This window comes from Amygdalobacter nucleatus (assembly GCF_029167365.1).
Lineage (GTDB): Bacteria > Bacillota > Clostridia > Saccharofermentanales > Fastidiosipilaceae > Amygdalobacter > Amygdalobacter nucleatus.
The window spans coordinates 403,687-420,232 of record NZ_JARFNM010000001.1 but is presented as its reverse complement, the minus strand read 5'-3'; the positions used below and the strand labels follow the sequence as shown (position 1 = coordinate 420,232).

General features: G+C 38.1%; 17 protein-coding genes. 2 read left to right on the top strand and 15 right to left on the bottom strand.

The window, feature by feature from the left end:
* Positions 1-15 precede the first annotated feature (15 nt).
* The 3 genes from rplU to PYS62_RS01860 form a co-directional block, all read right to left on the bottom strand.
* Positions 16-321, bottom strand: coding sequence for a 50S ribosomal protein L21 (rplU, locus tag PYS62_RS01870; RefSeq protein ID WP_066714794.1), 306 nt, complete (start codon positions 319-321; stop codon positions 16-18).
* A gap of 171 nt (positions 322-492) precedes the next feature.
* Positions 493-723, bottom strand: a complete 231-nt coding sequence (locus PYS62_RS01865; RefSeq protein WP_066714797.1) for a hypothetical protein — start codon at positions 721-723, stop codon at positions 493-495.
* 19 nt (positions 724-742) lie between these two features.
* A complete protein-coding gene (locus PYS62_RS01860; RefSeq protein WP_066714798.1) occupies positions 743-1,216 on the bottom strand; it encodes a PTS sugar transporter subunit IIA in 474 nt (157 codons plus the stop codon).
* Between the two features lie 339 nt (positions 1,217-1,555).
* Here PYS62_RS01860 and PYS62_RS01855 point away from each other — a divergent pair, with 339 nt between their 5' ends.
* Both PYS62_RS01855 and PYS62_RS01850 read left to right on the top strand, forming a co-directional pair.
* A complete protein-coding gene (locus tag PYS62_RS01855; protein WP_066714799.1) occupies positions 1,556-1,999 on the top strand; it encodes an NUDIX hydrolase in 444 nt (147 codons plus the stop codon).
* A 375-nt stretch (positions 2,000-2,374) separates the two neighbouring features.
* Positions 2,375-3,778: a Na+/H+ antiporter NhaC family protein gene (locus PYS62_RS01850; RefSeq protein WP_066714800.1), complete on the top strand. Its 1,404-nt coding sequence runs from the start codon at positions 2,375-2,377 to the stop codon at positions 3,776-3,778.
* 40 nt (positions 3,779-3,818) lie between these two features.
* Here the strand turns inward: PYS62_RS01850 and gmk are convergent, their stop codons facing one another.
* From gmk to PYS62_RS01790, 12 genes are all read right to left on the bottom strand, one after another.
* Positions 3,819-4,415, bottom strand: coding sequence for a guanylate kinase (gene gmk, locus PYS62_RS01845; RefSeq protein WP_066714805.1), 597 nt, complete (start codon positions 4,413-4,415; stop codon positions 3,819-3,821).
* Entirely contained in the window at positions 4,412-4,687 is a 276-nt protein-coding gene (locus PYS62_RS01840) for a DUF370 domain-containing protein (RefSeq protein ID WP_066714807.1), read from the bottom strand. Before PYS62_RS01840 ends, gmk begins: the two co-directional genes overlap by 4 nt.
* A gap of 8 nt (positions 4,688-4,695) precedes the next feature.
* A complete protein-coding gene (locus PYS62_RS01835) occupies positions 4,696-5,601 on the bottom strand; it encodes a YicC/YloC family endoribonuclease (RefSeq protein ID WP_066714810.1) in 906 nt (301 codons plus the stop codon).
* 16 nt (positions 5,602-5,617) lie between these two features.
* Positions 5,618-6,265, bottom strand: coding sequence for a class I SAM-dependent methyltransferase (locus PYS62_RS01830; RefSeq protein WP_066714815.1), 648 nt, complete (start codon positions 6,263-6,265; stop codon positions 5,618-5,620).
* A gap of 112 nt (positions 6,266-6,377) precedes the next feature.
* Positions 6,378-7,055 (bottom strand): QueT transporter family protein, encoded by a 678-nt coding sequence (locus PYS62_RS01825; RefSeq protein ID WP_066714817.1) that lies wholly within the window; start codon positions 7,053-7,055, stop codon positions 6,378-6,380.
* A gap of 85 nt (positions 7,056-7,140) precedes the next feature.
* Positions 7,141-7,608 (bottom strand): threonine/serine exporter family protein, encoded by a 468-nt coding sequence (locus PYS62_RS01820; RefSeq protein WP_066714819.1) that lies wholly within the window; start codon positions 7,606-7,608, stop codon positions 7,141-7,143.
* Positions 7,609-7,618: 10 nt separating this feature from the next.
* Positions 7,619-8,404: a threonine/serine exporter family protein gene (locus PYS62_RS01815; RefSeq protein ID WP_066714821.1), complete on the bottom strand. Its 786-nt coding sequence runs from the start codon at positions 8,402-8,404 to the stop codon at positions 7,619-7,621.
* Positions 8,405-9,173: 769 nt separating this feature from the next.
* A complete protein-coding gene (locus tag PYS62_RS01810) occupies positions 9,174-10,070 on the bottom strand; it encodes an AbiTii domain-containing protein (RefSeq protein ID WP_066714823.1) in 897 nt (298 codons plus the stop codon).
* 92 nt (positions 10,071-10,162) lie between these two features.
* Positions 10,163-13,504: a type I restriction endonuclease subunit R gene (locus PYS62_RS01805; RefSeq protein WP_082714373.1), complete on the bottom strand. Its 3,342-nt coding sequence runs from the start codon at positions 13,502-13,504 to the stop codon at positions 10,163-10,165.
* Between the two features lie 3 nt (positions 13,505-13,507).
* The gene (locus tag PYS62_RS01800; protein WP_066714824.1) at positions 13,508-14,653 is read right to left on the bottom strand and encodes a restriction endonuclease subunit S; all 1,146 of its coding nucleotides are present in this window, start codon (positions 14,651-14,653) and stop codon (positions 13,508-13,510) included.
* Positions 14,640-16,247, bottom strand: a complete 1,608-nt coding sequence (locus tag PYS62_RS01795; protein WP_066714828.1) for a class I SAM-dependent DNA methyltransferase — start codon at positions 16,245-16,247, stop codon at positions 14,640-14,642. Before PYS62_RS01795 ends, PYS62_RS01800 begins: the two co-directional genes overlap by 14 nt.
* Positions 16,247-16,459, bottom strand: a complete 213-nt coding sequence (locus PYS62_RS01790; RefSeq protein ID WP_066714829.1) for a helix-turn-helix domain-containing protein — start codon at positions 16,457-16,459, stop codon at positions 16,247-16,249. The genes PYS62_RS01795 and PYS62_RS01790 overlap by 1 nt, the downstream gene beginning before the upstream one ends.
* Positions 16,460-16,546: the final 87 nt, after the last annotated feature.

Below are 16,546 nucleotides of genomic sequence, written 5' to 3'. Positions count from 1 at the left end.
GGCATCCACCCTAAATTAGAGGGTAATGCTCTCGATATGCAAGCGTGTGTAAGGTTGACGATGACCTTGTTTACGTTTACTGCGTTTCTTTGGTGTATAACGCATTACATAAATTTTCTTGTTCTTACCTTGCTTGACGACTGATGCTACAACTTTTGAGTTTTGTAGTTGATCTTGCAAATGCAAGCCGTTCTCATCAGAAATAGCTAATACTGCCAACTCAACGCTCTGGCCAGCTTCTAACTCCAACTTCTCGACAAAAACGTCTTCGCCGACAGCAACACGATACTGTTTACCACCTGTGGCAATAATTGCGTACATTTTCTATCCTCCTGTCTTTTTCAACAGACTCGCTGCCTGGGGCTCTTAGCTAAACTAAGTATTAGGTGCCTGTTACATGCGGTCAATCCATGTGATAATAACATCCTTTATTGCTAAATGCAAATTCAATAGCTTAGTTTTCCCACCCTTTATAAAAACTAAATATCAACTCTAATCTCTATTCTTTCGCTTTGAATATAGTGCAATAGCCAGCAAACTCATAAGTAATGTCAAGTGATTAGCACTAGATGCAATTTCGCCAGTCTTTACTACTTGACCAGTTTTCGCGTCAATTGTCTTTTGGCTCACGACAAAGAATTCAGCTTTTCCAACACTTCTGCTATTACTTGTACGTACAAAACTTGCAGTGAGAATATGGCGGCCACTAGATAATTGATTCAAAAGGTTGCTTTCAAGCTAATTAGCTTACTACCTCTATCCACTTCATAATGAGAATTTTATCAGATGGCGTAACTTGCTGTTTAGATTGAATTGCTAAATCTTTAAATTCATTATGATTACAAACAACTAAGATAACACTCTTAGCACACCCAGCTGCTTCTAAGGCAGAGAAATCGATCTTGACTAAAGCTTGTCCCAATTCAACCGTATCCCCTGCTTTAACTAAAGTTTCAAAACCCGCTCCAGCTAATTTGACAGTGTCAATACCGATATGAATCAATATTTCAGCATTATCTGCCTGCAAAGTTAAAGCATGTTTAGTTGGGAAAACAGAAACAACGTTTGCCTTTATGGGTGATTTAATAATATCGCTCGTCGGTTCAACCGCAAAACCTTTACCAAGCATTTCACTAGAAAATGCTTCATCTGGTAAATCTTTCAATTTTAGCAATGTGCCATCACAAGGCGCATATAAAACGAGTGTATTCTCCATCGACTCACTCTTACCAAATAACCCAAATAATTTCTTTAACATTGTACTCCGAACATGCACAAGCTAAATTCTCCTCGTTTTAGCACAAAAATTAAACAAAATATGTACTTTTTATCAAATGTCAATTTATAATCCGTTTACTTTAACGCATGTGTAAATTTTGTTTAACATTCATATCGGCTTCGCCTTACTTTTTCACAGCCAAACGATAGCGTTCAGCTTACAATCGCATGTTTATGGATTTACAGTTTCGCACATATCTCCGCTCTACCTTATCCTTGCTGGGCTATGCAGCTTTGATTTATAATATGTAGTCATTTCAATTTAACGGAGAATTTTATGGACTTTAGAACAATAACGAAAAGCGGGCGGCACGGCGTGAGAGCCACAGCCATTATCATTAAAGACGGAGCATTATTAACTTACAAAGTCGATGAGCAACGGCATCTTGTAGGCGGCGCACTTAAAGTTGGCGAAGCAAGTAATGCGGCTATAAAGCGCGAAGTTAAGGAAGAATTAGGCCTCGAATCTAATGTTAAAGATTTGATGTTTGTTGTAGAAAACTGCTTTGACTACAATGGCGAATTACATCACATGATTGAATTTCATTACAAAGTAGAATTATTGGGCGAACCCCCTAAGCAACTTTTAGACGATATACCCTATGCGTTAGAATGGATTTCCCTGAATGCTCTAAATCAATTCGATATAAGGCCTACATATCTAAAAACTGAACTAACCAAATGGGACGGTCATATCAAGCACATCTATATAGGCTTATAAAATCAGCCTACATTAAAAGTCCTTTAATTCAAAGCATTGCTTCGCTGTTTAGGCAAGCGCGTCATTTCTGCAAACTCGTTAGCTTGTATTTATAAACTTAAAGTGCTACTATCAAACAACAAACGTGAAGGGAGTAAGCTATGTTAATGCAACTTTTACCAGTTCAAAAAATTCGGTCTAAGTCCTTGGCTAAATACAGTTTAGCTTTCTTCCTCTACTCATATTATTACTGGATTAGAGAGTCCTAAATTTATTTAGAGGCTCTGTTTACATTGTACGCGAGCCTCTAATCATTTCCTGTTTGCTTCGTACAATCACAATGAAGCTTCCATATTAGACTTAAATATTCTCTACGAGAGCATACAGGAGTTAATTATGACCAAAGCAAAGCAAAATTCAGAAGTTAGCCTACTTGAAGCAGCTATCGTTATCGGCATCGTCCTGCTCACGCTAGGCATACCCTTAATTTTAATTCCTAACCTGGCACCACATGTGCCTTTAATTAGTGCGATTGTTTTGCTGCTTTTGTACGGCTTAACTAGAAGAAAAATGAGTTTCTCTAACCTGCAAGCAGGCATGATTAATTCCGTATCAGAAGGCATGGGTGCCATTTATCTGTTCTTCTTTATCGGCATTTTAATCGCTTCGCTCATGTTTGCAGGCAGCATTGCCACATTGATGCATGCCGGGCTAAAAATCATCTCCTGCAAATTATTTTATCTAGCTGTTTTCGTCCTTACGGCAATATTAGGAGTTTCTATTGGTAGTAGTTTGACCACAGTTGCTACTTTGGGCGTGGCGCTGCTTGGTTTAGCCAGAGCTTTGGATCTTAACCAAGCAATTACAACAGGCGCTATCGTGTCAGGTGCTTTTTTCGGGGATAAAATGTCACCTTTGTCCGATACAACGAGTTTGGCAGCTGGGATTGTGGGAATTGATTTGTTTACGCATATCAAAAATATGTTATCAACAACCGTGCCTGGCTTTATAATTTCAGCTCTGTTTTTCGCTAGTCTTTCGCCATTCAATACTACCGTCAATTCAGATGTGTTAAACAATTTTGATCTCGCCATCACAAAGACAGGCTTGGTCCATTGGTCGGCATTTATACCACTTATAGCATTAATTATGCTATCTTTACTCAGGCTGCCTTCCGTCATTTCATTAATTTTAGTTAGTGCTATCAGCCTGATTATCGGCAATTTTCTTCACCCTGTCTCATTAAGCTTATTAGGCGACTTGCTTTTTTCCGGCTTTAAAAGTAACAGCTTAACCTGTCAAAAATTAAGCCCCGATATAGTCAACATATTGGATAGAGGCGGCATTAACAGTATGTTTTTCAGCATAACCATCGTGATTTTGGCACTAAGTTTAGGCGGATTATTATTTACACTCGGCATCATTCCGACAATTTTACAAAATATCCAGACATTTTTGAAAACACGCTTACAAGTAACTTTAGCTGTTGCAATCACAGCTATTTCTGTCAATTTAATTGTAGGCGAACAATTTCTGAGTATTTTGCTAGCCGGCAAAACCTTTGTCCCAGTCTACAAACGTCTCGATTTACCGCGCAAATTTTTAGCTCGCACCTTAGAAGATGCAGGTACAGTCATTAATCCGCTTGTACCTTGGAGCGTCTGCGGCGTGTTTATAAGCAATATTCTTAGTGTAAAAACTGTAGATTACGCACCGTTTGCCATTTTCTGCTATATAAGCGTTTGGATTAGCTTATCTACGTCTTATAAAGAAACGCCACGCCAAGCTCGAAATAAGTAGCTGAACGTGGCCTAAAATAAAGCTCCGTACTGTAATCATTTCATGATTTTGTTTTTAAGTTAGCTTTGACAGTCTGAAATATGGTAAGCAATTTTTGCGCACACTCGTCAACGTTTTTGTTCACTACCACATAATCGAACTTGTCTTCCTGCTTGCATTCTGCCTCAGCTTGGGCCAAACGCAAAGCTCTAACTTCTTCACTCTCTGTCCCTCTACCTAACAAGCGGGCGCGCAAACATTCAATACTTGGTGGCGCAATGAAAACTGTCACAGTCTGTTTTGGGAAAAAGCGCTTAACATTCAAGCTGCCTTTGACTGTAATGTCCAAAATCATGTCTTCATGCTCGTTAATAGCTTCGTCTAAAGTTGCTTTGAGCGTGCCATAATAACTGCCGCAGAATTGGTCATACTCGATAATCTCATCGTTATGAAGATAGTCTTCGAATTTATCCTTGGCTAAAAAATGATAATGCACACCATCAATTTCACCAGGTCTAGGCTGTCTAGTTGTAGCAGAAACAGATAGTTTCAGCTCTGGTAACAAACGCCTCAATGCCGCAATACAAGTGCCTTTGCCCACGCCAGATGGACCTGAAATAGCCAAAAATATGCTCTCATCTTCTACCTTGCTCATCATTCTGCCTCTTTCTCATTCTGCTCTGTTATTGTCTGTTTACTTAAACGTTGATTCAGTGCCTCTGGTGTCAAAGCTGAAAGCACAATATGATCCGAGTCTAAAAAAATAACGCTTTTCGTCTTTTTGCCTTGACTGCAATCAATCAGCATACCATTTTCTTTCGCCTCATTGATTAAGCGCTTAATGGGTGAAGAATCAGATGCTGTAATTAATAGAACCCGTTCTTTATTGATAAAATTATCATACGCTACATTGATAAATTCTGCACTCATATAAGCTCCTACTCGATATTCTGAATTTGCTCTCTTACTTTCTCTAATTCCGTCTTAAACAAAACAACCAACTTCACAAGTTCCGAATCTGAAGCTTTGGACCCCATCGTATTAACTTCGCGATTCATCTCCTGCCAGAGAAAATCAAGGTTCTTGCCGACAGCCTGTTCTTGCTTACACAAATGTTCAAATTCTGTAAAATGGCTGTTCAGACGTGTTATTTCCTCGCTTGCGTCATGTTTGTCAGCCAGCAAGGCAACTTCCAAATACAAACGGTCTTCTGCTTTTTCCAAACTCGTTTCTTGAATAAGTTTCTGCAAACGCTCTTTTAATTCGGCAAATTCATTCGTTGGGGTTGCTTCGTTGATACGCTCAATTTCTGGGAACTTTTCAGCCAAAGCAGAAATACGGCTGAGAATATCTTTTTCTAACTTAGCTCCCTCACGTTTTCTAACTTCAACGAACTCCTCCAAGCTCTTTTCCAAAGAATTCAAGGTAAAAGTTTTTAAAGCAGCGACCTGTTCATCACTAGCTTCCGGCTTACTGAACAAGTTATTTTCCTGCGCCAGGTAGCGGAAATAAGCATCATTATGGCATTGGTAATATTCAACATGCTCCACCAAATAATGATTCAAGCTCTCTAATTCAGCCAATCTGTTCGCCAATAATTGCTCGTTCAAGCTAGCTTGCGCCTCGGCATTTAATTGCTGCAATTGAATTTTTACATCAACTTTTCCCCGTTTTAGATAGCGCCCAATCAATTCTCGCATCTCAGCTTCCATAGCTAGCAAAGCTGAAGGCAAAGTAAATTTCAAATCTAAATAACGATTGTTGACACTTCGCATTTCAATTTCTAACTTGTACGTTGCATCTTGATAGATATTATGCACGTAAGCTGTCATACTTTTTAACATCTTTATTCTCTCTTTTCTATCTGTGGCTTAATTTAAACACATAAAAACCATTCTCTTTGCTTAAAAGCGCATAAGTGCAATTAGTTAATTCGGCTAATTGGCTGAGATATGTTGCATACGACTCGGCGCCTTGCTTTTTACCAATCACACAATAAAAATTAGCTTTTTTCGCCAAAAATGCTGGTGCTTGTTCTAAAAGAGCTTTAACATGCGCCTTACCTGTCCGAATTGGTGGATTTAGCGCAATAATATCAAATTTAGTTTGTGGCCAAGCTGTCCAATCACTAGCCTGTTTCACCTGAAACTCTTTCACTTTGGATCGCGTCAAATTAGCTATGGCAAGTTCACAAGCCCGGCTGTTCACATCAGATAAATAATATCGCCAGTTAGGATAAAAATTAGCCACCAAAAGGCTAACTGCTCCCCACCCACAAGCCAAATCATAAAAGTTAAGTTGTTTGTTAGTAGATACTGAACTGTTTGCATTATTCTCAGTTAAATCAGCCAAAATAGCTTTGACAAGCACAGCTGACCCACGATCTAGGCCGTGTTTAGCAAAAACTTCATTGTCTGTTTCAACCTGCCAGCTCTTATTAGCAAATTCTATTTCATGTAATACACGCTTGCTAACGCTCTCTGGTTCAGTTGCAAAATAATGTCCCATATCTACCTTCCTTACTTTAGTTTACTAACTTTGTCTAGGCTCGGCAAGGAAAAATAAAGCTCACTAGCAATTACTAATGAGCCTAAAGTAAGTCAATTATACAAAAAACTAATTAAACACGCCACCACTTACTTTCTTGTGGCAAGAACAAAGTTAAAAGTAATAATCCCAAGACATAAACAACGACTGCTTCGCAGATGGAAAAAATCACAACATTGCTCAAAATGACGTACAAAGACATTTCATCTGCTGGTGTGAACAAAAATGGCAGATAGACGCCCACGATTGCACCATTCAATAGTACAGATGGCAATGGCAAAACATAAAAGCTTAAGTATTGCCAAATTTGGCTTAATTTAATTTGCTTGGATCGATACAAATTAAGGGCCTTATTATTCAAAGCTAATTTGTAAGTCAACCAAGCAGCCACGCCAGTAGCAAATGTGCCACCAAAATAGTCAATTGGGCCCAAATTGCCAGGATTAAGATAATTAGCAATAAAGCAACCGATAGTTACACCGAATGCAATTGCCAAACCTAAGCGATTAGGTCTAACAGCCTGAACAGATGACTTAAACAAAGCATTGTGAGGATTTACCACACCCAATGCTATCAAAAGCATCATAGCTTCAGACAAACGGAATTGAAAAACACCAAATGCAATTGGCGCACTAAGCAATGTCACAACAGCATACAAAGCAGCAACAACAGCTGCAATTGCAACAACGGATATAGACAAACGGGATCTAGTCGCTGCCAAATTAGAGGCAGCAGCTTCTTCATGCATCATATAGTAGTTCCTTTCGCAAGTGAAAATGTCACTTGAAGTTATTACTCAAGGCAACTTGAAAAGCAGTCAAGCGCCTCGGCATAAATTAGGATAACATAGATTTCTTTTTTCGCAAATTTCTTAAAACGTTTTTGACGAGAACCACCAATGAGAACACAATGATAATTCCCAAAGCGATATAGCCAGAGATAGTCAATGTATTGTTCATTGAGCGCATAAGCAATTCAATATCATTAAAAACGGCTGCTTTCATCATGTTGAAGATGTCAGCACCAGGCACCATCGGTAAAATGGCAATAATCAAGAAAATCGTAGCTGGTGACTTGTAAATTTTGGCCATAACTTCGGCGTAAGCTGCACACCAGGCTCCACTCAAAAATGAAGCCAAAGCAATGCTGTCGCCTCGGAAATAAACATAAATCACCCAAGCTATACCTCCGCCTAAGGAAGAGAGAAAAACATATTTACCTTTATTTTCAAACAAAATATTGAAGCCCAGGCAAGCGATAAATGAGGCTATAAAAGCAATTAAAAGTTGCAAATAGAAATTCATAAACCGCTCCTTAATTAGCACCGATGAAATAGGCGCGCATATTGAAAATAAGTAACATAAAAACTGCTCCTAAAGCTAAAGCGACACCAACTAAAAATGTTTCAGTCAGTTTGTTGCTGCCTGCTGTTAAGTCACCCATGGTTAAATCACGTAGGCCATTTGTGAACAAAGCACCAGGCATTAAGGCCATCAAGACAGACGCCAAGCTATAAGCAAAATTATGTAAATAGCCGTGCCGTAAGCCCATAATTACCAAAATCGTACCTAATGCTGAGCAGACAGAATTAATAAAGAAGTCGTTAATCTGCTTAGAAAGGAAGCGATACAAAAGCATGACAGGTACAGACATTAAAGCAATTAGGCAGCCTTCATTAAAAGGCCGATTAAACATCAAGGCAAAGCCGAAAGCAATCATCGCGCCGCCAAAAATAAACAGGGACAAAGGATAAGGCTTAACCTGATCAATTGCATCTAGCTCTTTGGCAAAATCTTCTAGCGTCAAATTATGTTGGGACAATTTGTAGCTCAAATTGTTAAGGCTCCGCACTTTCTCAAGATTGTTGCCCTTATTCTTAACACGCCAAGATGAAGTGAGAACACGTGCTGACTTTGCTGGTTTGAAGCTAACTATCAATAAGGTACCAGCAACATAGGCAGATATATCGGTCGCATCAAAAGCTTTCAAAACATAATACAGCGTCTGCTCAACTCGATAAGTTTCAGCACCACTCTGTATCAACATTATGCCCATCTTGATCACTAAATCAAGCAAGTCATCTGCTTTTTCCCTCTCCACGCTATCCCTCTAAATACATAAAATCTATGCTTTAATTCTAACGGTTAAAGCGGGGTAAACGCAAGCTTATGTTGTAGACAAGTAAATCAGAAGCAAAAGGACAAAAAAGAACCGAAGAATGCCCGATCATCGGCAAATTCTGTAGACAATACTACATAAAATCAATTAAAACGTGAACACAAAGCAATAGGAAGCGGGACTTATGAAAAAACTTTCAGATTTATTTTTTAGAACGAGGGGTGTTAATTTATATGAGCGATGAAAGATTAAACACATTAGATACCTTGCTAATCTTAGCCTATATACTGGTTATTGTTGCATGTTTATTACCAAGCAACTCAGCTACCCTCTTATCAGTAGGTTCGCTACGTCCAGTTGGTTTAGTTAGCATCTTCATAGCGCCGCTTATCGGCTGGGCTTATCGGTGGTCAATTTTCTCAATAAAGATTATTTTAGGTTAGTTTTTAGTACTTTGCTGATTTTCAGCTTCCCTATTATTTGGGCAGTTGGCTCAATCTAATCATCTAGTAATTAACTCATTAAAATGATAGAGGGCGAAGAGCAATCTTCGCCCTTATATATTGCTGATAATATTCCTTTTTCTAAGAAAAACGACAGAGTAAAAGGGGTGTTCAGTAAGGGATTAAAAAAGAAAACCGACTGAAAGCCTTTAAGCGGGAACATAAGAAATAACGACCATACATGAGTAGAAATACTCTGTATGGTTGTTTTCTTATGCTCAGATACCGAAATGGTATTTGAGATTTTTTTAGAACAAACCTTGCATTTTAGCTTGTATTAATCCTGCAGCAACATTGGCACCTGTATTGATTAAAAAGTCTTTTAGTCCAACCAATGCTGATTTTAAAATATGCGGTTTCTTCTCTTCTTCAATTTTTAATTTGATGTCAGCTAATAATTCTGTTGCGGTTTCTATATCCTCTTTTGATAAATCAGATTCACTAATACTTTTTTCAACGGCATCAACTACATCCTTAACTTTATCATAGGAAAATGTAACTGTATTCTCACTTCCAGACACTATCTGTACATTATCGGATGGCGAATTGATCACACTTGTATTTCCGTAATAATTATTCACGGTTTGTGGTATGTTCACTGCGGATTCTTTTTCAGTCTCAGAGAAAATCATATTTTCCCCTACAATACCTTCCGATTCTAATTTCAATGTCCATTCTAAAATAGTATTTTTGACTTTTTCTTCAATGTCTTTAACTGCAGTTGTAGGTATATGTAATGCATACATCATTGGAAGTGGCGAATCAAACATTTTATCAAACAATGCAAGTTGTTCGCCTGAAAATTCTGAAATTAATACATTTCCTGAGGACTGACATAAAGAAATGATTTCAGAAATTGAATTTACTAACTTTCTTTCACAAATCTTTTTTTCGACTTCATTATCCTGTATTGAGGTTGGAATCCAACCGCGATAAGGATTGAAAGCTTTTAAACTTCCACGAACCTTTCTATACTCAGGGCAAGATTCTGGGTCAGGATAACCATTTAATTCGTGTTGAATCCATTGATCAAAATCATTAAGCTTTAATTTTGATGCAATCAAATGTGCTTTGCGTAATATATTAACAACATCGCAATTTGATGACACAATTTCATTCTGTAATTCTAAAACAATACTTCCCATGTTATTCACCATCCTTCTTTCTACCATATAGGGCACTATTCTCAGCAAACATCATAGTTCTTCACATAGAAGCAATAAGGAAAAGGAATAACCTAACTTTCTGAAGTTGTTTCAGAATGCTCCTCAAAATTTTCTACCTGCTCCATAACCTTTGTGAACACTTCAGGACTATACTGTGGAGGATAGCCGTTCTTAACCAAACAAATCTTTATCTTCAATTTTAACTGATTACGCACATTCTGATTGTTGAGCCAGTCTACAAACGAAGACTCGGTATCTATTATTTCCTTAACTTTTTTAGCAAGTATCTTGCATTTATCGTTTACCACAACACCGTTAACTTCTTTGTCAATGCCATATTCAAACTTATACTGGTCACGAAGAGCAATCAAAATATCATAGAATGCCTTTTCTTCAAAGGTTAATCCTATTTTACGGAAACTCTCACGATTTTCGTTCATCTGACGAAGTATCACTAAAGCTTGTTTAGTTGCAGCCTTAATAATATCTTCTGAGGCAGCTTCCTGTGTTGCCCCGGCTTCTTCAGCAGTAAGGTGCTTACGTCTTTCATGGTACTCATCAATAGTCTTTTCAATCATTTCTTGGAAAGATTTCGCTGCTAATTGGTTGACCCTGCCATATTCCTTTATTTGCTTACGGAGCATTTTGATAAGTAATTCTAACTTTGTAGCAGGCATTTCTACATCTGATAATTTTTCAAAGTATTCAGGAGAGAAGATATCTTCTTCCTCGCCACTTTCAAGAACACTTTCTACCTTATTGTATTTTAATGCCTCTTCAACCATCTTTGATACCACAAGATTCATAGTTTCAGCATCAACATCGCTGGTTCCGCTCATTTTACGAACGAAACCTGCTATAGCCATAAAGCACTGTGCAAGCGCAGATTCTTCTTCGTCCAGATTCCCAGAAGGTTGGCAAATATCAAAAGCACTTCTCATTCTCTTAACAGACTTTAAGAAATATGTCTTAAACGAGACCTGATTAGTTTTTCCGTTTCCTTCTGTCTGCAAGACCTGTGCTGATGTAAAGACATACTCAGCGGCTTTGGAAAGTAATTTATATCTTTCAACAGGGTCGCATTTCGGATTAAGGAATGGCGCTAAGTCATAATCTGTAAACAGTGCTTTAAGTATTTCAATCTCCTCCCTGAATGCAGAGGTAGCCTGCTCAACGTCATCCGATGTGGGAGCAACTGATGTATCACCACCGTAAACCTTCATGGCCTCACGCATATTATCGCGAATGCCAATATAGTCGATAACCATACCATATTCTTTGCCGGGATATTTTCTGTTTACACGACTGATAGTTTGAATCAGCAAGTGCTTCTTCAAAGGCTTATCATTGTATAAATAGGTAAGTGACGGAACATCAAATCCCGTAATCCACATATCAACTACGATAACAATATGGAAATTAGACCTTTCCTGTTTAAAGGCTGCATCCAGTTCTTCGCAACGTTTATCATTTTTAACGCCACCAAGATAGTTATACATCTCAGCTTCATCATTACTTCCAACACTCGATACCATAGCCATAAATGGCATAGGCTTTAATTCTTTAAGTTCTTCATCTGTTGCAGTAACTCCGTCAGGAGTTTTCTTTTCTTCAAACCATTCCGGATATTTATCCTTGAATTTCAAAAGAAGTGAATATGCAATTTTTCTGCTAGAGCAGACAATCATTGCTTTCTGAATTCTATCTGGGTCACTATCACAAGATGAAATATAATGGTCATGAATATCTATAGCAAGCCTCTCCAAGCGAGAAGGCTCGCCAAGGATAACTTCCATAGAACTCATTGCACGTTTACTGGCTTCAATATCATCATACGTTGCACCATCATCGGCACACTTTTTATAGTAATTTTCAATTTCTTTTGCCTTGTTCTTATCAAGTAACACCTTGGCAATACGAGGATGATACTTAATAGAAACAGTTAGTCCATCTGCGACCGCCTGATCCATAGTGTATCTATCAATTTCCTGACCAAAGGTCTGATATGTTTCGGCAATAGGAGTTCCTGTGAAACCTACAAACGTAGCATGCGGAAATGCTTCCTTTAATACTTTTGCATATGGCTTTGAAACCATAGCTTTCATATTTTCATCAGCATCTTTACTGAATTGAATCTTTTTAGAATGTTCAAGCTGAGTTCTATGAGCTTCATCAGAAAAACATATAATGTTCTGACGGTCATTGATAAGCCCGATTTTATCATCTTCACGGTCGCAGAATTTCTGAATTGTGCAGATATAGAAACCACCGCTTTGTCTTGCACAGAGTTCCTGTCTTAACTGTGCTCTGTTTTTAACAACAGATACTTCACCAAGATTTAAGAATTCTTTACTTTTGGTAAATAGCTTTGCACCCTGCTTTTGTAATTCTTCTCGATCAACGATAAGAATAATTGTCGGCGAGCCTACTTGAGGAATATTAGAACAACGAAGTGCAAGCTGCCTGGCAAGAAAAGCCATCGTATATGTTTTACCACAGCCAGTTGCTCCAAAATATGTACCACCTTTACCATTTCCGGTAGCGATAGAATTAACAATGCTTTGCTTTAATAATTTTGCAGCAAAAAACTGCGGATATCTACATACAATTTCAACTTCGGCACTGTCATAAATACTATCTTGGAAATAAATATAATCTCTGAAAATCTCTAAAAATCTGGCAGGTGAATATACACCTTTAATCATTGTTTCAGTTTCAGCAAATGGAAGCGTAGAAACCTTATCATCATCATTCACACGTCGCCAAGCATAAAAATGCTCGTAAGGAGTGCGAACTGTTCCAAGCCTTGTCTTCACGCCGTCGGAAATACAGGCAAGAGGACAGTAATGCAATAAATGGGGAATATCCCTCCAGTAACGAATATTAATCTGTTCCCAAGCGTCATAAACTGTTGCATGCGCATCGGCTGGATTTTTAAGTTCGACAACACATAATGGCATACCGTTAACAAACAACAGCACATCAGGTCTGCGATTTTCCTTCTGTCCATTGTTTGTATATTCTACAGTAAGCTGATTGACAACGCGGAAGATATTCTTATCAGGGTTTTCAAAGTCGATAAGAGGTACCATCTTTGCCAAACCATTCTGCGGCGTAAACTGAATACCATCAACCATCCAACCATAGACTTTATGTAAGGTTGCAAAATCACTTTCCGCACCGACAAGACGGACATTGTCGAAAATCTGTGTAACCTCATCTTCGGTAAGTTCTGGATTTGTCTTGGCAATAAATTTTTTGAAATCCTCGGAGATTAACACATCTCTTTTGCTAATGCGGTTGATATTATTGCCGGCGATATAATTCCAGCCTTCCGCTTCCAAGAATCCAATGAAGGCATACTCATACTCTGATTCACAGTAGTGGCCGTTATATTCCTTTAACTTTGCCATGGATTATGCCTCCTTTGTGTTTCTTCCTTCTTCTATAGATCCTTTGATTAAAATAGGGCAGATAGCTTTGACCTGTGTTTTCAGTTTTTCGTTGATGGATCGACGTTGTTTGTAGGCCGTGTAAATATCAACGATAGATTGTTGCATTGGTAATGATGGGATGGGAATACGCACATTTTGCATATCTTCAAATGAAAAATTTTCTCGTGCGGAACCCCATGAATGAAAACGTGCATAACGATCGAACTCTTTTCTGCAAAAGAATAAATTCAAATAGTTCGGAAGTAGTCTTTTCCTATCTGTGTACATAACTGTTGCTATTGGACTAACTAAATAGGTTTCTTTAGATTCATTAATCGCTAAGGATAGTTTGTCCGCTCTACGTGATGTATCTGAAATAAAAGCAATCATATTAGGCTCAACTTCTTTATAGTTATCTACTGAAACACCGTTCATGTTAGCCTTTGTAGCAATAAATTCCTTACTAGTCGCTATGCCGCGTACAGAAGTTACTGTAAGCCCCAACTCATTTTTATGAGAATATTCCTGTATATATTTCCCGATTTTTTCACACGGCATTTTACGACGTAAATCTTCAATATAAGCATCACAAGTAAGCTTCAAGTCTTCTAATCCACGCTCGTAGGCTTTTTGATTGGCCACCATGGCATTGTAGACATTGACAAATTTATTTTGAATCTTTATATCTGGCAAAGATAATTGTATTGCTTGAATATCTTCCCAATTATAGAATTCTGTGGAACTTCCCCACGAATTGGTTATAACAAATCTATCGAATTCAGGACGATTAAAAAACATATACAACCATCTAGGATTTAAAATCTTTTTGTAATCATCACGAATACGAAACACAACATAATCTTCTGTACAAATCACAGGTTGTTCTCTATCATTATAGGCAATACTGAATTTAGAACCATTTCTTGAAGTTCTGTGATTAAAAACAAAATCTCCGGGATACACAATCTGAAATTTGCTCAAATCTCTATCATTAAGATCTGCTTTTGTAGACATCATCTGTTTTTGGTTATTAACTCCTTGTACATTGGCGATACTAAAAGCTAAGTCTATATTTTTATTTGAGCATAACTCCAGAAAAGTCCCAAGAATGCAATTACTCAATCCCATAGCCGATCCCCCTGAAGGCGTCCTCAAGCATCTTTTGCGACTCTTTTTCCTCATGCAGAAGGTCTTTCATCTCGGCTTGAATGCGTGCCATTTCCTTTTCATAATCTATATCTAAATCATGGTCGATGAACTCGATGTATTTACTTGGCGTAAGAGCCCAATCCTTGCTTTCAATTTCTTCCATCCCGACACTGCGGTAAAGCTCAGGTACGGCATAATTATTGCCGTCTGTGCCTTCACTTTGCCAAGTGTGGTAGATATCTGCAGCATGCTGAATCTGCTCAGCACTAAGGCGTACTTTTTTCTTGTTTTCACCTTTGACAGCATGTTCCGTCCAGGTACGTAAATCCATGAATAAAATTTCATGCTCACGGTTACGAAGATTTCTATCGTGGTATTTTCCGCCATTTTTATTCTGATTCAAAATCCAAAGTGTTACACTGATGTCCGTTGTAATAAACAGTTCTCGCGGAAGAACAATAATTGCTTCCACCTTATCATTTTGAATAAGTCTTTTACGAATTTCCAATGTATCACTATCGTTTAATGCACCGTTAGCAAGCAAGAATCCGGCAACACCGTTAGAAGGCTTTAAGTGTGAGAGTATATGTAAAATCCACGCATAGTTGGCATTGCTTTCAGGTGGCGTTCCATAATCTGCCCAGCGAGAATCATTCTTTAGATTTTCATCATACCAGCCTTTAAGATTGAAAGGCGGATTTGCCATAATGTAGTTGAAATATAATCCCTTGTGTAAATCATGGGTAAATGAAGAATCATTTGTGCCACCAAGGTTATGGCTGATACCACGAAGTGCCAAATTCATCTTTGCAAGGCGATAAGTTGCAGCTTCCTTTTCCTGACCATAAACATTGATACTGTTCAGATTGCCTTGCTTCGATTTCACAAGTTCGGCACTTTGAATGAACATACCTCCGGAACCGCATGCAGGGTCGTAAAGTGTGCCTTCAAACGGTTCAATCATAGCTGCAATAAGCTTAACTACATCGTGAGGAGTATAAAATTCTCCTTCTTCCTTTGTTGCATTAACTGCGAACTCTTTAAGGAAATATTCATATACATAGCCGATTAAGTCTTTTTCTTCACCAAAAGCCTTGTGACTGATTTTATTAACTTCATCAACAATTTTCTTGATGTCATTAGCCGCTAAATTACGGGTGGTAAATGTACCCTTTATAAAGCAACCTTTAAGCTGAGGATCTTCCTCTTCAAGTCTACTTAATGCAGTATCCAGCGCAACATTGAGTTTTGGAGCCGGTGTGTTGATTATAGTTGACCATCTTGCTTCTACAGGAAGGTTGTATGTTCCGTCTGCAAAAGTAGCATCATCAAAGAATGCGGCTCTGATGTTTTCATCATCAGGGTCTAGTCCCTGCTCAATTAAAGTCTTACGGAGTGATTCGATGCCGTCTTCGTATTTCTCACCGATAAAACGCAAGAATACAAGTGTGAGCATCATATCTCTTTTTTCAAAAAATGAGCCAGAATTTCGTGCTGCACGTAAGTAATCTCTACAATTAAAAAGTATACTATCTATATTTAATGCCTTTTCAGCAGTTTCCTTTTTTGCCATTACTTTTCATCCTCTGCTACAAATTCCAAAATATCGTTGGGTGTGCAGTGTAAAGCCGTGCAGATACCTTCCACTTTTTCCAGTGATATATATTGTCCAGTGCGTAGTTTCGTAATAATGTTGGCGGAAATATTGCTCATTCTCATTAAGTCCTGATTTGAAATATCTTCTTCAATCATGCGATGTAAAAGTTTTTTATAACTAACAGCCATAGTTAGCTCCTTATTTCAATAATTAAACATTATCACGATTTTGTGAGTATATCAACGATATAAAGAACCAATAGCACCAGAATATAG

Coding starts and splice junctions, on each gene's coding strand:
- rplU (WP_066714794.1), bottom strand. CDS start 321: ATGTACGCAATTATTGCCACAGGTGGTAAACAGTATCGTGTTGCTGTC.
- PYS62_RS01860 (WP_066714798.1), bottom strand. CDS start 1,216: ATGGAGAATACACTCGTTTTATATGCGCCTTGTGATGGCACATTGCTA.
- PYS62_RS01855 (WP_066714799.1), top strand. CDS start 1,556: ATGGACTTTAGAACAATAACGAAAAGCGGGCGGCACGGCGTGAGAGCC.
- PYS62_RS01850 (WP_066714800.1), top strand. CDS start 2,375: ATGACCAAAGCAAAGCAAAATTCAGAAGTTAGCCTACTTGAAGCAGCT.
- gmk (WP_066714805.1), bottom strand. CDS start 4,415: ATGATGAGCAAGGTAGAAGATGAGAGCATATTTTTGGCTATTTCAGGT.
- PYS62_RS01840 (WP_066714807.1), bottom strand. CDS start 4,687: ATGAGTGCAGAATTTATCAATGTAGCGTATGATAATTTTATCAATAAA.
- PYS62_RS01835 (WP_066714810.1), bottom strand. CDS start 5,601: ATGTTAAAAAGTATGACAGCTTACGTGCATAATATCTATCAAGATGCA.
- PYS62_RS01830 (WP_066714815.1), bottom strand. CDS start 6,265: ATGGGACATTATTTTGCAACTGAACCAGAGAGCGTTAGCAAGCGTGTA.
- PYS62_RS01825 (WP_066714817.1), bottom strand. CDS start 7,055: ATGATGCATGAAGAAGCTGCTGCCTCTAATTTGGCAGCGACTAGATCC.
- PYS62_RS01820 (WP_066714819.1), bottom strand. CDS start 7,608: ATGAATTTCTATTTGCAACTTTTAATTGCTTTTATAGCCTCATTTATC.
- PYS62_RS01810 (WP_066714823.1), bottom strand. CDS start 10,070: ATGGGAAGTATTGTTTTAGAATTACAGAATGAAATTGTGTCATCAAAT.
- PYS62_RS01805 (WP_082714373.1), bottom strand. CDS start 13,504: ATGGCAAAGTTAAAGGAATATAACGGCCACTACTGTGAATCAGAGTAT.
- PYS62_RS01800 (WP_066714824.1), bottom strand. CDS start 14,653: ATGGGATTGAGTAATTGCATTCTTGGGACTTTTCTGGAGTTATGCTCA.
- PYS62_RS01795 (WP_066714828.1), bottom strand. CDS start 16,247: ATGGCAAAAAAGGAAACTGCTGAAAAGGCATTAAATATAGATAGTATA.
- PYS62_RS01790 (WP_066714829.1), bottom strand. CDS start 16,459: ATGGCTGTTAGTTATAAAAAACTTTTACATCGCATGATTGAAGAAGAT.